We start from the raw sequence: 15,569 nt of genomic DNA, 5'->3' as shown, positions 1-15,569 counted from the left end.
GTGTCACTCAAATATTCTGGCGCTCGCCTTTCGGGTCGAAGAACACCGAAGACACGATTTCAGCCTCGATCACGCTGCCGTCGGCCTGGGGCGAAAACACACGTTCGCCGATGCGCTTCAAGCCGCCCTTGACCACACCCATTGCAAACGAATAACCCAGTGAGTTGTGGGCATAGCTGGAGGTCACGTGACCCACCATCGTCATCGGGATTGCCTGCTTGGGATCGAACACCAGCTGCGCGCCCTCAGGCAGCCACTTGGTCGGATCTACCGGCTTGAGGCCCACCAGCTGTTTGCGTTGTTCACGCACGCAGTCTTCTCGGTTCATGCCACGCCAGCCGAGCCACGAGAACGGCTTGGTACGACCCACACACCAACCCATGTTCAGGTCGTCCGGGGTCATGGAACCGTCGGTGTCCTGGCCGACAATGATGAAACCCTTCTCGGCCCGCAGCACGTGCATGGTCTCGGTGCCATAGGGGGTGAGGTTGTATTGCTTGCCCGCCTCGACGATTTTTTCCAGCACGCCCATCGCGTAGTCCGCCTGGATATTGACCTCGTACGACAGCTCGCCCGTAAACGAGATGCGGAACACCCGCGCCGGAACACCGCCTACCAGCCCTTCTTTCCAGGTCATGAACGGGAACGCTTCACGGTCCAGATCGATATCCGTGACTTCGCTCAGCAGCTTGCGGCTGTTGGGCCCGGACAGGGTCAGCGTCGCGTAGTGGTCGGTCACGGAAGTGAAGTACACCTTCAGTTCAGGCCATTCGGTCTGCTGGTAGATTTCCAGCCATTGCAGTACCCGTGCTGCGCCACCGGTGGTGGTGGTCATGACAAAGTGATTGTCGGCCAGACAGGCGGTTACACCGTCGTCGAACACCATGCCGTCTTCTTTGCACATCAGGCCGTAGCGAGCCTTGCCCACATCGAGCTTGGTCCAGGCGTTGGTGTAGATGCGGTTGAGGAACTCCCGCGCATCCGGGCCCTGAATGTCGATTTTGCCCAGGGTGGAGGCATCGAGAATACCGACGCTGTCACGCACCGCCTGGCACTCGCGCTTGACCGCTGCGTGCAGGTCTTCGCCATGACGCGGGAAGTACCACGGACGCTTCCATTGGCCCACATCTTCAAACTCGGCACCCTGCTTGACGTGCCAGGCTTGCAGCGCGGTGTAACGCACCGGTTCGAAAATATGCCCGCAATGGCGACCCGCCACGGCGCCGAACGTCACCGGCGTGTAGTTGGGGCGGAACATGGTGGTGCCCATCTGCGGGATGGTCACATTCAGCGAGCGTGCGGCTATGGCCAGCCCGTTGACGTTGCCCAGCTTGCCCTGATCGGTACCGAAGCCCAGCGCGGTGTAGCGTTTTACGTGTTCGACTGACTCGAAACCTTCACGGGTTGCCAGTTCGATGGCCGCGGCGGTGACGTCGTTCTGCAGGTCGACAAATTGTTTGGGCGCCCGTGCAGTGCCCTTTTCATGGGGCACGTGAAACAGTGCCAGTGTTGGCTCCTGGTGCTGGTTCAGGGCTTTGGGCAACACGCCCTCTACCGCTTTGAAGCCGGCTTCGCTGGCAGCACGCACGCCCCCTTCGAACCCATCGGCCAGGCTGTCGCCCAGCCCGTAGACACCGTTGATGCCGCCCACGCACACCCGTTTTTGCGGTGCTTCGCCGGGCACGAAACCCAGAATATCTTCGCGCCAGGTGGGTTTGCCGCCCAGGTGCGAGGCCAGATGCACCACCGGGCTGTAACCGCCCGAAGTGGCAACCAGATCGCACTCCAGCCATTCGCCGGGGCTGGCGACACTGTTGGTTTTAAGGTCAATCGCGGCCACACGGGCACCGGTCACGTGTTTGCTGCCACGGGTTTCGATCACCGCGCTGGCGGTCAGAATGCGGATGCCCTTGGCCCGCGCCGCTTCTACCAGTGCGCCGCGAGGGTTGCTGCGCGCATCGGCGACAGCCACCACCTGCTGGCCTGCATCGATCCAGTCCAGCGCAACGCGGTAGGCGTGGTCATTGTTGGTACTGAGCACCAGTTTTTTACCCGGTGCCACGCCGTAACGGCGCACGTAAGTCGACACTGCGCCCGCCAGCATATTGCCCGGCACGTCGTTGTTGCCGTACACCAATGGCCGCTCGCAGGCGCCGGTCGCCAGGACTACACGCTTGGCCCGAACCCGGTGAATGCGCTGACGAACCTGGCCAATCGGTGCGCGATCACCCAGATGGTCGGTGAGGCGCTCATGGATGGTCAGGAAGTTGTGGTCGTGATAGCCGTTGACGGTCGCCCGAGGCAACAGCGTCACGCCTGGCAATGCCTTGAGTTCAGCGATGACTTTAGCAACCCATTCCATCGCCGGTTTGCCGTCCAGGCTCTCGCGGCTGTCGAGCAGGCTGCCGCCAAACTCTTCCTGCTCATCGGCCACGATTACTCGCGCGCCGCTGCGTGCTGCAGCCAGTGCCGCCGCCAGGCCTGAAGGCCCTGCGCCGACGATCAGTACGTCGCAGTGATGGTTCATGTAGTCGTAAGTGTCGGGGTCGTTCTGGGTCGGCGAACGGCCCAGGCCTGCCGCCTTGCGGATGTACTTCTCGTACGTCATCCAGAACGATTGCGGGTACATGAACGTTTTGTAGTAGAAGCCCGGCGGCATCAGCTTGCCGCCAACCTTGCCCAGGATCCCCATCACATCATTGTTGACGTTGGGCCAGCCGTTGGTGCTGGTGGCAACCAGGCCCTGGTACAACGCCTGCTGCGTAGCGCGCACGTTAGGAATCTGGGTTGCTTCGGTGGCGCCGATCTGCAGCACCGCGTTGGGCTCTTCGGCACCGGCGGCATAGATGCCCCGAGGCCGGGAATATTTAAAGCTGCGACCAATGACGTCGACACCATTGGCCAGCAGCGCTGCGGCCAGGCTGTCGCCCTCGTAGCCTTTGTATTGTTGACCGTTGAAGGTAAAGGTCAGCACTTTGCTGCGGTCTACGCGGCCGCCATTAGGCAAGCGATGGGTCTGGCTCATACCTTTTCTCCCTGCTCGCGGGTGGCCGTGGTGATCAGTGGTGCCGCCTGTTCAGTGAACTGCGGCTGGGTGCCAATCAGGTAGGTTTCAAGAATTTCGTAGGTCACGGTGTTGCGCGTGGCGTTGAAGAACTGGCGGCAACCGGCGACGTGGTTCCACAGTTCGTGGTGCAGGCCGCGAGGGTTGTCACGAAAGAACATGTAGTCGCCCCACTCGGCGTCGGTGCAGGCCGCGGGGTCCAGCGGGCGCGGGATGTGCGCCTGGCCGCTGGCATGGAATTCCTCTTCGGAGCGCAGTTCGCCGCAATGGGGACAGAAGATATGAAGCATGAGTGTTTCTCCTGTTAGTGGGCGACAGCGGCAGCGCCGTGTTCGTCGATCAGGGCGCCGGTGTGGAACCGGTCAATGGAAAACGGTGCAGCCAATGGGTGCATCTCGCCCTTGGCCAGACTGGCGGCAAACACGTTGCCCGAGCCCGGCGTGGCCTTGAAGCCACCCGTACCCCAGCCGCAGTTGAAGAACAGATTCGGCACCGGGGTCTTGGAGATGATCGGGCAAGCATCGGGAGTGGTGTCGACGATGCCGCCCCACTGGCGGTTCATGCGCACGCGGGACAACACCGGGAACATTTCCACAATGGCCTGAATCGTGTGTTCGATCACCGGGTACGAACCGCGCTGACCGTAGCCGTTGTAGCCGTCGATCCCGGCACCGATCACCAGGTCGCCCTTGTCGGACTGGCTGATGTAGCCGTGAACCGCGTTGGACATGATCACGCTGTCGATGATTGGCTTGATCGGCTCCGACACCAGCGCTTGCAGCGGGTGGGATTCAATCGGCAGGCGGAAACCGGCCTGACGGGCCATGTGCCCGGAGTTACCGGCCGTCACCACGCCTACGCGCTTGGCACCGATAAAACCCTTGCTGGTTTCAACGCCGATGCACACGCCGTTTTCCTTGCGAAAACCGAGCACTTCGGTTTGCTGGATCAGGTCTACACCCAGCGCATCCGCAGCCCGGGCAAAACCCCAGGCCACGGCATCGTGACGGGCCACACCGCCACGGCGTTGTACGGTGGCGCCGATAATCGGGTAACGGGTATTTTTTGAGCAATCGAGGTACGGGATCTCGTCCGCCACTTGCTTGGCGTCAAGCAGTTCACCATCCACGCCGTTGAGGCGGTTGGCGCTGACCCGGCGCTCCGAGTCACGTATGTCTTGCAAGGTATGGCACAGGTTGTAGACGCCGCGCTGGGAGAACATGACGTTGTAGTTCAAGTCCTGGGACAAGCCTTCCCAAAGCTTCATCGCGTGTTCGTACAGGTGCGCCGACTCGTCCCACAAATAGTTGGAACGCACGATGGTGGTGTTGCGCGCCGTGTTGCCGCCGCCCAGCCAGCCCTTCTCGACCACGGCCACGTTAGTGATGCCGTGCTCCTTGGCCAGATAGTAGGCAGTGGCCAGCCCGTGGCCGCCACCGCCGACGATGACCACGTCGTAGACCTTTTTAGGGGTCGGCGTGCGCCACATCTTCTGCCAGTTTTCATGGTGGCTGAGGGAGTGTTTGAAGAGGCCGAAGCCTGAATACCGTTGCATAGGGTTTACTCCAAAAACGCGCTCAGCGATAAACCGGGAAGTCTTTGCACAGCGAGGTCACCTGGCGTGCCACGTCGGCCTCGATATCGGCATCGCCGAGGTGATCGAGGATGTCGCAGATCCAGCCCGCCAGTTCCGTGCACTGCGCCACTTTGAAACCGCGCGTGGTCACTGCCGGGGTACCGATGCGCAGGCCCGACGTCACGAACGGTGATTGCGGGTCATTGGGCACCGCATTTTTATTGACCGTGATATGAGCACGGCCCAGGGCTGCGTCGGCGTCTTTGCCGGTCAGGCCCTGACGGATCAGGCTGAGCAGGAACAGATGGTTGTCGGTGCCGCCCGAGACCACGTCGAAGCCACGCTTGATAAACACTTCGGCCATCGCCTGAGCGTTGTCGATGACCTGCTTTTGATAGGTCTTGAAGCCCGGCTCCAGGGCTTCTTTAAAGCACACCGCCTTGGCCGCGATCACATGCATCAGCGGACCGCCCTGGCCACCGGGGAACACGGCCGAGTTGAGTTTCTTTTCCAGGGCTTCGTTGGACTTGGCCAGGATCAACCCGCCGCGGGGGCCGCGCAGGGTTTTGTGGGTGGTGGTGGTGACCACGTCAGCGTAAGGCAGCGGGTTGGGGTACAGCCCCGCCGCGACCAGGCCGGCCACGTGGGCCATGTCGACAAACAGGTAGGCACCCACCTTGTCGGCAATCTGGCGAAAGCGTGGAAAGTCGAGGAATTTGGAGTAAGCCGAGAAGCCGGCAATGATCATCTTTGGCTGATGCTCAACGGCCAGACGTTCTACTTCGTCGTAGTCGATCAGCCCGGTGGTGGTGTCGATGCCGTACTGCACGGCGTTGTACAACTTGCCGGAGAAGCTGACACTGGCGCCGTGGGTCAAGTGCCCGCCGTGGGCCAGGCTCATGCCCAGCACGGTGTCACCGGCATTGAGCAACGCCAGGTACACGGCCGCGTTGGCCTGGCTGCCGGAGTGAGGTTGCACGTTGGCATAATCGGCGCCGAACAGTTGTTTGGCGCGGTCGATGGCCAGCTGCTCGACTTTATCCACATGTTCGCAGCCGCCGTAGTAGCGCTTGCCCGGATAGCCTTCGGCGTACTTGTTGGTCAGGCCGCTGCCTTGGGCCTCCATCACACGCTGGCTGGTGTAGTTCTCGGAGGCAATCAGCTCGATGTGATCTTCCTGGCGCTGATCTTCGGCATTCATGGCCGCTAACAAGGCATCGTCGTAACCCTGGATCTGATCCTGCTTGCTGAACATTGCGTGTCTCCCAGCGCCAGCGCGCCTTTGGTCTCGGTGGGGCGTATGCCCTTTGAGCCAGATGGTAGAGCTGGCGCAGGCAGATCAAATGCCTATGGACGCCACGCAATGGTGCGTTTACGACATGGTTTCGCATAACCCTGTAGGAGCGGGCTTGCTCGCGATACTGGCGGCGCGGTTTGTCTGGCAAACCCGGGCGATGCCATCGCGAGCGAGCCCGCTCCCACACTTTTATTGCGGGACTTTGAGCTATTCTTTTGTAAGGGTTTTCCGCACTTTGAGTCGTGCCTGTGCACCCGACAAAATCTTGGATAAAGTGCACGACACAATTCGACCAAGGAACCGGGAAATGACTGACAAGAGCCAACAATTCGCCAGCGACAACTACTCCGGTATCTGCCCTGAAGTCTGGACCGCCATGGAACTGGCCAACCACGGTCATCAACGTTCTTATGGCGATGACGAGTGGACCCTGCGCGCTGCCAACGACTTTCGCAAACTGTTCGAAACCGACTGCGAAGTCTATTTCGCCTTCAACGGTACTGCGGCCAACTCCCTGGCCCTGTCATCGTTGTGCCAGAGTTTCCACAGCGTGATCTGCTCCGAGACCGCCCACGTCGAGACCGACGAATGCGGCGCGCCTGAATTCTTTTCCAACGGTTCCAAGCTGCTGATCGCCCGCACTGAAAACGGCAAGATCACCCCCGAATCGATCCGCGAAATCGCCCTCAAGCGCAAAGACATCCACTATCCAAAACCGCGAGTGGTGACCATCACTCAGGCTACGGAAGTCGGCAGCGTGTACCGCCCTGAAGAAATTCGCGCCATCAGCGACACCTGCAAGGAACTGGGCCTGTTGCTGCACATGGACGGTGCCCGCTTCTCCAACGCATGCGCCTTCCTCGGCTGCACGCCCGCAGAGCTGAGCTGGAAAGCCGGTGTGGATGTACTGTGCTTTGGCGGGACCAAAAATGGCATGGCGGTGGGTGAAGCGATTCTGTTCTTCGACCACACCCTGTCGGTGGACTTCGACTACCGCTGCAAACAGGCCGGTCAACTGGCGTCGAAGATGCGCTTTTTGTCGGCACCCTGGGTGGGCTTGCTGGAAAACGACGCATGGCTCAAACACTCACGCCACGCCAACCACTGCGCGCAGTTGCTGAGCCAGTTGGTGAGTGACATTCCGGGGGTTGAACTGATGTTCCCCGTGGAAGCCAATGGCGTGTTCCTGCAACTGTCGGAACCGGCCGTGGCTGCGCTGACCGCCAAGGGCTGGCGCTTCTATACCTTTATCGGCAAAGGCGGCGCACGCTTCATGTGTTCCTGGGACACCGAAGAGGCACGGGTACGGGAACTGGCGGCGGATATTCGCGAAGTGATGGCGGGGTAAACATTCAATAATGTGGGAGCGGGCTTGCTCGCGATTCAGTCAACGCGGCTGGTCTGAACCACCGCGCTGAGACTCTCGCGAGCAAGCCCGCTCCCACAGGGAGTGATCGTATTGCGAAGCGTCAGGATTGCCCTAACGTTCGCTCAATCACATCGACCGTGGCGCTGACTTGCTCTTGATAACGGTCGAGTTCCTGTTTGTGGCTCAGTTGCAGCTCAATCTGCTTGGAACACAGATTCAGCGCTGCCAGCACCAACAGCTTGTCCCCGATCAGGCTCGGGTACTTTCTTTTCGTTTCGGCCAGGGCGGCTTTCAACATGACCGTGGCCGCCATCAGGGTCTTTTGCTCCCCCTCCGGCGCTTTGATCGTGTAGTCGTTACCCAAAATCGAGACGACATTTACTCCGTCTCTGTCCACGCTCATGCGCTGACAGGGCTCGCGCGCTCAACCAGTGCCTGAATGCGGGCTGCGGTTGCGCCTTGTTTCTCTTCCTGTTCCATCAGGGTCAGTTGCAGGCTTTCGTTTTCGTCTTTGGCCAGAGCCAGTTCAGCGCTCAGTTGTTCGTTGGCGTCCAGCAGTTCTTGCTTTTGCTGAACCAGGTCGCTGACCAGTTGTTCCAGTTTGCTAAGGGATGACTCAATCATGGTGGTGTTCTCAAGCAGTTTCGGAGGGCGCGTACGATAAAGAAAAGTCACCGCCTAAGCTAGCGGCGACCTTGCTTTACCCGCCTTAAAGACTGCCTATTTGCTACTCAGTTCCCCGCCCGGTGACCCAGCGGCACGTTTCAAGCGGTAAAAACCACCCACGACCTGCTTTCACTGGCAGTGGAATGTGCCCTTGAACCCGCTGCTACACGACACGCTATAGCCATCGAAAACAAATACCGGCTATCCAAGTGCGCAACTTGTTGCACACTTGGACAAAGACCCTTTTCTTATTTACCGCTACTAATCAAGCCACTTTTAACCTGTAGAAAGTGCGCAACTTCTTGCGCACTTCATAAAATAATTCAAATAATTTTAATAAACTTCAGTCCTTTGAATTTATACAAGCTATTGATAACTATGAATTTTTATATAAATCAAACAAATCTTGATATATAGCCAGGCACTTCAACAACAAATAACCATCGGTCATACTCTTTGACCCACAGGCTTTCAATGCCCTTATTTAAACGCCCACCCCGAAGGTCATTGCATGTTCGTACCGGCCAACACGGCACACTTCGCGCTGCACATTCCCGATATCCGCAACGACTTCAAAGTGCTCGGCTTTGAAGGATTTGAAGCCATCAGCCAACTCTACGAAATCAACATTGAACTGGTCAGTGAAAAACCAGACATCAATCTTGAAACATTGCTCAGCCTGCCTGCCTTTTTGCAATTTGGCCTCAACGGCGAAGGCATACACGGGCGCATCGAAAATGTTTGCGTGGGCGAATCCGGCAAGCGCCTGACCCACTATCACTTGACCCTGGTCCCCGCACTCCACTATTTGCAGTTCAGCTACGACCAGCGAATTTTCCAACACCACAGCGTGCCGCAGATCATAGCAAAAGTCCTGCAAGGCCACGGTATTCAGGCTGACGCATTTACCTTTAATGTCCGCACCAGTCCTGTGCGCGAGTACTGCACTCAATACGGCGAAAGCGATTATTCCTTCCTGCAACGCCTGTGTGCCGAAGACGGTATTGCCTGGCATCACCAGCATACGAAAGACGGCCACCTGCTGGTATTCACTGACAGCCAGGCCTATTTTCCTGCGCTGGGCGAAACGCCCTACCAGCAAGGCACCGGAAACGTCGCCGATTACCCGGTGGTTGAGCAGTTTTCCCAACGTTTCAGTACCCGCACCAGCACAGTTACCCGTCGTGATTACGACCTGAACCGGCCAAGCCTGCTGATCGAAAATGCCTTCACCGCCAAGTTCACCCCCGCGCTGGAGGATTACCACTACCCGGTACTGATCAGTACCGAAAAGCGCGGCCAACAGTTGGCCCAGCAAGCCCTCGAACGCCATCGAACCGACTACCAACTGGCCGAAGGCAAAAGCGATCAGCCCACGTTGCGCAGTGGCCACTTGTTCACCCTGAGCGAACACCCGCGCAAAGCCTGCAACGACCTGTGGCTATTGCTCAGCGTGAACCACGAAGGCAAGCAGCCCCAGGCGCTGGAAGAATCGATCACCAGCGATGCAACACCCGCTGACGGCTTCACCCAGGGCTACCGCAACACGTTCAGTGCGATACCGTGGGACGTGTTCTTCCGCCCACCCCTGCCACCCGCCCGCGCGCCACTGGTCGCGCAAACCGCCCGCGTGACCGGCCCCCAAGGTCAAGAGATCTATTGCGACGAGCTAGGACGGGTAAAGATTGAACTGCCCTGGGACCGAGCTGAACTCAACAGCGAAAAAAGCAGCTGCTGGGTCAGGGTTTCATCCAGCTGGGCCGGGGAAAACTTCGGCGCCGTGACGATCCCGCGCATCGGCATGGAAGTGGTCATCAGCTACGTCGAAGGCGACCCCGACAAACCGCTGATCACCGGTTGCGTCCCCAATAAGACCAACCCGATGCCTTACCCGTTACCGGCGCACAAAACCAAAACCGTGCTGCGCAGCCAAAGCTCGCCACACACCGGTGGCTATAGCGAACTGTTGATCGAAGACCGTGCAGGCCAGGAAAAAATCTACCTGCGGGCCCAACGTGACCTTGAGCAGGTAATCCTCAACAACAGCGACACCAGCATTGGCAACGACCGCCGCGAGCACATCACCCGGGACAGCCACAGCCTGATCGAACACGACCGCTTCGAGCAGGTCGACCGCAACAGCTCCAGCCTGATTGAAGGCGACGAACTGCACACCACCCAGGGCCTGCGCAACACCGTGATCGGCGGCAACGAGCTGTTGTCCATCCGCGGTAACAGCAGCACCACGGCCGATGGCTCACTGGTGATACAGGCAACCAGCCAGGCACACCTCAGCGCCACCAACGTAGTGATCGATGCAGGCATGAGCCTCACGCTGGCAGCGGGCGGCCAACACATCGTCATCAGTGCCGGCGGTATTTTCAGCAGCCAACCCATCGTCGTGGGCGGCGCACCGGCGGTGGGAATAGGGGCCATGCCTGCGGCTTCGGTGGTTCCGGTAGTGGCGGGTGCGCGGGGGGTGCCCTCATTGCCTGCGCAAAAAACAGCCGTGAGGCAGGCCACGCAACAGGCCACCTCTATTTGTGCGGTGTGTCAGAAGCTTGAGGAGTCGAAGGCATGAGTCAGGCGTACCTGTTACTTGATCGCACCCAAATAGACAATCTGGCGCACCGGTTGTTCGAGGTCGCGCCCGGCGTGCAATTGCATTCCCTGTATCAACGCACCGCCTACAGCGCGCTGGATGAAGTCAGCCCGGTGCTGGTCCCCGTGACGCCCAACAGCCCTCTGGCTCAGACCTTTACCGAGCAGTGGAACGCCACGGCGGGGATCTGGCTGGAATCAATGGCTGATGAAAAAACCGTAGTCGAGCATCTGCGCAGCCTCGTCCATGCCCGCGTCGAGGGCGAGGTCACGGTGTTATTCCGTTTCTACGACCCCCGGATTACCGCCTTGTGGCTAGCCGACTTGCCTGCCCATGAGCGCGCGCCCTTGATGGGGCCAATACAACTGATACGGCTGGCGCACTCAGTGATTCATCAGGCCCAACCTGATCAGCCCGCAGCGCGGTATGCAGACACGCCCTGGCTGCGTCTGCCCGCAGAACAACTGGATCACTTGAACAGTGCCAAGCAACAGGGCTTTACCCGGCGCTTGATCGAACATTGCGAAACTTACTTCCCCGACTATCTGCAAGGTCAGGACATGACCGCAGAACAATGGGTCGCCCACTGCATAAACACTGCCGAGCGATACGGCTACAGCGCCGCCGATGAGATTTTTTTGTGGGCCCGCTTTCAAGCGGTGCTGGGGACGGACTTTCCTCAAGGCCCGGCCCATAGTGCTTATCGTCTGATACTGGCTGAGCCCGGCGTAACCCCCGAACAACGTCTGGATAACCTGAACACCGAGCTGACGTACCAGTTGCTCACCAACAAGGAACCTTGTGCATGAGCGCTCAAAAACTGGCCATGATCGATAACGCCGCGCAGGCCGAACGCGCCGCCAGGGCCCAGCCTCACGTCGATGTCAAAAGCCCCCTGACGCCATGCCCGGCTCACCAGCCCGAAGTGTTCGTGGTGCCCGTGCGCTACGCCCTGGCGCAGGAACAGGCCACTCACCCCTGCTGTTCCCCCGGCGTGACCACCCAAAGCCACCCCATGGCCGCCCGACGTCTGCGGGCCGGCTTTTTGTATATCTGGCAGGAAAAAGGTCCGCTCAAACGCTATGCCGTGTCGACCGACGGCAGGCTTCAGCCGCAGGCGCTTGAGGACGACTCCACCCTCTTGCTTAAAGGCAGCCTCACAGGGCTGATGCTGAACAAAATCCATGACGCCTGGATGCTCTACAGCGAGTTCCCACTTAACCCGCAACACTGCGCCTTGCTCAGCGAGAACCCCGCCAAGCGCAGTGCGCACATGCGCCATGTGGCCTTGCGCACCGTGGCCAACGAGCTGCAAGCCGAACACTGTCCGCCCCTGGAAAACGCCACCGAGGTGATGGCTGAACTCATCCCCGACACCTACGCCCAATCGATGAAGGCCGATCAAAAAGCCGGCGGCGATGACACCCAGGCGTTGGGCGCAACCGTGATGAAAGACCCCACCAAGGCCAACATCCAGGCTTACACCGATGCCATGTACCGCGCCCGGGAGCGCGAAAAAATCATCGCCCAATACCCCGACACCCCTGACCAGGCACCCGGCGAGTGGAGTGCCGAGCCGTGGGACGGCCAGGGCACCCAGACCTGGCTGGAGGCCGCCACGGCTGAGGCCAGGGCGCTGTACCCGGTATTCGTGTGCCTGGACGACGACCTGGGGGTGCTGCGCGACATCAACCATGAGCAGGAACGGGTTGAATCGAGCCACGAACAGTGGGTGGGCGACAACAACCTGCGCTTGAACATCGGTGGCTTTATTCGCAGCCTGATCACCGAAGAGGGTGCTGAGGTGGCGAGCACCCTGAGCTACCGGTACAAGGATCGGGACATCCGCCTCACGCCCGAGCAGGGCACGGTCATGCTCGACGCCCAGCAGCAACTGGACGAAGCACTCAAGCTCGAAACCCGGGACCGCCAGTATGGTGGCCTGCCTAGCAGAGCCGAAGTGACCGCCCGTAATGCCCGTATCGAACGTATCGTAGAGCCAGTACGGGCCTTCATTCCGCCCGACCTGTACACCGACGTGCAGGCGTTGGTGCATCAATACCGCGCCGAAAAACAGTCCAACCTCGACAACGACCACTTCAGCGCCAAGGTCAGCGAGTACATTGACTTGCCGGCCATGAACACCTGGCTCGACACCACCGCACCGGCCCATTACCAACACGTCGAACAGCGCCACAACGCCTTGTTTGCCGACCGAGGCCAATACCTCACACGCTCCCACAGCGGCACCTGGTTCGTCGATTACTACGACGTTGAAAGCCGTCAGTGGCTCACCGAACTGGCCACCGGCTGCCTGAGCGCCCAATGCACCCGGGCCAAGGGTGCAGAGCAATATGCCGACTACGTGCGCGCCCCCGACGAAGGCGCGCTCAAATACTTGTTCCACGCCTGGACCCCCTCGATCGATGCGGGCATTGTCGGCACCGGTCGCCTGGGGGAAATACTGGCGGCTTTGGGCTCTGAAAACCGCGAGGCAACCCGTCAGCTGTTTGCTCCCCTGAGCGCCGTGATTGCCAACGACATCGCCGCCATGGCCCGCGACGCCCAGGGGCGCTGGAGCGTACTGGTCAACCGGTTGGCGGCGGCGCTGCTGGTCCTCAAGGGCGACACCACCTTGAGCAGCGCCTGGGTGGGTATCTTCGTCGCCGCACGCCTGGGCAGCGATGCGCGCTTGCAGGCCGTGACCCACGCGGGCAGGCAGATGTGGACCCTGCTGGGAGAAAAAGCCGAGGGCCTCAACCACTGGGTCAAGGCCACGGGACACGCCATCGGCACCGGGCGCATGGAACGCGTGACCAACTCCCCGCTGATCAGCAACAGCGGCGGCGTGGTGCCATTGGCGGCGTTGCTGCTCAACACGCTCAATGCGAACAACTACCTGAGCCAGGCCGCAGCGCTGGAAGGGATGGATGACCAGCGGGTCAACGACACGGTGTCGGCTTCGCTGTATGCCTCGGCGGCGTTGGTGGCGGTGGTTGATAGTCAGGTTAGGAAGGGGTTGGGGATAAAAACAGTGGGCAAGGGTCAAGCAATGGCTCCGACTCTTACATTGTTTGGAGGGGTGATTGGGGGGTTGTCGGCATACGCCGCTTTAAATGAATTCTATTCTTTGCAAGTACAGTTGGAGAACGCGCAGACACACATCGATCCCTGGTTAGAGATGCGCCAAACAGTGGTGGGAGGACAAGTAGTCGCTTATGGGGCACAGGCTCTTATAGGTGTGTTTCAAACCAGTAAAGCACTGGCAGGTTTAATAGAAGTAGAAGTCGCCATCATGCGTTACACGCTGTACATGGGCCCACTGAACTGGATTATTGCCGCACTGGGCGTGTTGTACCTGATCAGTTGGTTCTTTCAGCAAACCCCGGTGCAAAACTTCCTCAATTTCTGCTGCTGGTCCAAAGCACGGGCCAGGAATTTAGAGCCCATCCCCGCCAAAGCCCAGCAAGAAGAACTGAACTGGCTATACGGCATCTTGTACAGCCCCCGCGTCAGCATGCAAAGCAGTTCCGAGACAGGCGGTTCCAATGGTCCATCTGGGCTGTCCTTCGTCAGCTCCATCAATGCCCTGACCATCGACTTGCCGGGAGCAGAACCGGGTACCGCCTATCTTGAATTGAGCATGATGGGCGATCCAGTGGACTCCCAAGCCTACCGTTACCTGATCAAAAACAGCCCTCACAATAACTACAAACCCCCTCGCCCCTGGCGTGACATGACGCCTCATTGGCTGCCCAGTAGCGAGTGCCAATGGATACCGTTCCAGGAAGGCCAAGGCTTGCGCCTGAGTGGCCCGTTTAAAACTCTGTCGAACGTATTAAGCACGTCGCCAGCCACTGTTTCGCTTCGTTTGCGCTATCGCACACCCTTGATTGCCATGCTGGGCGCTCACAACTTTGTCGGTGGCGAACGGGGTGTTGCTTTTACCCTCACCAACAACGACGGGGTGATAGCCCTGCGTAACGACCCGACTCCCGAACTGGATCGAGTGCCAACCTACGCCCTCGGCAAGAGCCATCCCGGCGCTATATACCTGCAACCTAAGGACAAGCCATGAGTACGCCACCGGCGGGAACCACCAAGAAACGGTTTTTTTCACGCGATGACTACTTGGCGCCATTGCCTGTTCCGACAGGAGAAAAACCGGAAGACGTCCTTAACACCATTTGGCGCAAGAACGATGTGTTTATTGATATAGGGAACTACAGCATTGGTTCGGCGGTGATGACGATTTGGCCGTTGGTGATGCTGTTTCTTTCAATGGCCTATATTTTCAATGACTATGGCGCATTGATATTAGGAGCGTGCATTACAGCTATACCTATTTGTTTTGTCATCCAAGGCCTCTTCCGCGAAGTCCCCCTTCCCGTACGCTTCAATCGCCAACGCCGAGAAGTCTGTGTACCGCGAGAAGATGGCGACTATTGGATTGTGCCTTGGGAAAGTGTCACAGCTGCCGCCACTCAGCACTCTTCGACAAGTCAGGCGGGTAAAAATACGATGGGTTTGTTAATTATCGGATTTGAAAACCCCGACCCGCTCGCCAAAGAGGACAACAAGCATTTCTGGTTTGGTTTCAATTGCGGCGGCGGCACGACGGCGATGGCCTTGTGGGAATGCACGCGCAGTTATATGGAAATTGGGCCGGACGCGGTACCTGACAGCCGAGTTGGTATTACGCCTTATGAAAAAACACAGATCGGTTCAATCATCACTGATTTGCGCAAAGGAAACCTGCTGGGTGTTTTATGGGGGATCTTTTGCATCACGATTTTAGGAACCTATCTCGCAGAGAAATTACAAAACCTGAAATTGTCCTATCCACCCGACCTCACCCACCCCGACATCATCGAATGGTCAAAACCCCTCCCACCAGAACAATGGGCCAAACGCTCCCCGGAACTTGAACACGCCATTGCCAAACGCGAAGCAGAACTCGCCGCGCTGGCGGTGCAAGAAACAGCATGAACTCGC

Annotated in this window: 11 protein-coding genes; 5 read left to right on the top strand and 6 right to left on the bottom strand. The window is 59.0% G+C overall.

Annotated features, from left to right (window positions below):
• Positions 1-7: 7 nt before the first annotated feature.
• The 4 genes from AC19YQ_RS01840 to glyA are packed head-to-tail and all read right to left on the bottom strand — an operon-like array spanning position 8 to position 5,895.
• Complete coding sequence (locus AC19YQ_RS01840) at positions 8-3,025, bottom strand: sarcosine oxidase subunit alpha (RefSeq protein ID WP_500594455.1); 3,018 nt, start codon at positions 3,023-3,025, stop codon at positions 8-10.
• Positions 3,022-3,354: a sarcosine oxidase subunit delta gene (locus AC19YQ_RS01835; RefSeq protein WP_339477902.1), complete on the bottom strand. Its 333-nt coding sequence runs from the start codon at positions 3,352-3,354 to the stop codon at positions 3,022-3,024. The genes AC19YQ_RS01840 and AC19YQ_RS01835 overlap by 4 nt, the downstream gene beginning before the upstream one ends.
• A 14-nt stretch (positions 3,355-3,368) precedes the next feature.
• Positions 3,369-4,619, bottom strand: coding sequence for a sarcosine oxidase subunit beta (locus AC19YQ_RS01830; protein WP_133075249.1), 1,251 nt, complete (start codon positions 4,617-4,619; stop codon positions 3,369-3,371).
• Positions 4,620-4,641: 22 nt separating this feature from the next.
• Positions 4,642-5,895, bottom strand: a complete 1,254-nt coding sequence (glyA, locus tag AC19YQ_RS01825; protein ID WP_219262842.1) for a serine hydroxymethyltransferase — start codon at positions 5,893-5,895, stop codon at positions 4,642-4,644.
• Positions 5,896-6,244: 349 nt separating this feature from the next.
• On the opposite strand from glyA, the gene AC19YQ_RS01820 reads away from it, so the two are divergent.
• Positions 6,245-7,285, top strand: a complete 1,041-nt coding sequence (locus AC19YQ_RS01820; protein WP_133075247.1) for a threonine aldolase family protein — start codon at positions 6,245-6,247, stop codon at positions 7,283-7,285.
• A gap of 121 nt (positions 7,286-7,406) precedes the next feature.
• Here AC19YQ_RS01820 and AC19YQ_RS01815 read toward each other — a convergent pair whose 3' ends face one another.
• Positions 7,407-7,709 carry a cell division protein ZapA gene (locus tag AC19YQ_RS01815; protein ID WP_133075246.1) on the bottom strand — a complete coding sequence of 101 codons (303 nt, stop codon included), beginning with the start codon at positions 7,707-7,709 and terminating at the stop codon, positions 7,407-7,409.
• Positions 7,706-7,930 carry a hypothetical protein gene (locus AC19YQ_RS01810; RefSeq protein ID WP_133075245.1) on the bottom strand — a complete coding sequence of 75 codons (225 nt, stop codon included), beginning with the start codon at positions 7,928-7,930 and terminating at the stop codon, positions 7,706-7,708. The genes AC19YQ_RS01815 and AC19YQ_RS01810 overlap by 4 nt, the downstream gene beginning before the upstream one ends.
• A 553-nt stretch (positions 7,931-8,483) precedes the next feature.
• Between AC19YQ_RS01810 and tssI the strand changes: the two genes are divergently transcribed.
• From tssI to AC19YQ_RS01790, 4 genes are read left to right on the top strand one after another with little or no spacing between them, the layout of a single operon-like run.
• Entirely contained in the window at positions 8,484-10,553 is a 2,070-nt protein-coding gene (gene tssI / locus AC19YQ_RS01805; RefSeq protein WP_500594454.1) for a type VI secretion system tip protein TssI/VgrG, read from the top strand.
• Positions 10,550-11,383 carry a DUF4123 domain-containing protein gene (locus AC19YQ_RS01800; RefSeq protein ID WP_500594453.1) on the top strand — a complete coding sequence of 278 codons (834 nt, stop codon included), beginning with the start codon at positions 10,550-10,552 and terminating at the stop codon, positions 11,381-11,383. The genes tssI and AC19YQ_RS01800 overlap by 4 nt, the downstream gene beginning before the upstream one ends.
• Complete coding sequence (locus AC19YQ_RS01795) at positions 11,380-14,652, top strand: toxin VasX (RefSeq protein ID WP_500594452.1); 3,273 nt, start codon at positions 11,380-11,382, stop codon at positions 14,650-14,652. The genes AC19YQ_RS01800 and AC19YQ_RS01795 overlap by 4 nt, the downstream gene beginning before the upstream one ends.
• Positions 14,649-15,563: a hypothetical protein gene (locus AC19YQ_RS01790; protein WP_500594451.1), complete on the top strand. Its 915-nt coding sequence runs from the start codon at positions 14,649-14,651 to the stop codon at positions 15,561-15,563. Before AC19YQ_RS01795 ends, AC19YQ_RS01790 begins: the two co-directional genes overlap by 4 nt.
• Positions 15,564-15,569 lie beyond the last annotated feature (6 nt).

The organism is Pseudomonas sp. MF06569 (genome assembly GCF_059862735.1).
This window is presented reverse-complemented; position numbering and strand designations above follow the sequence as displayed.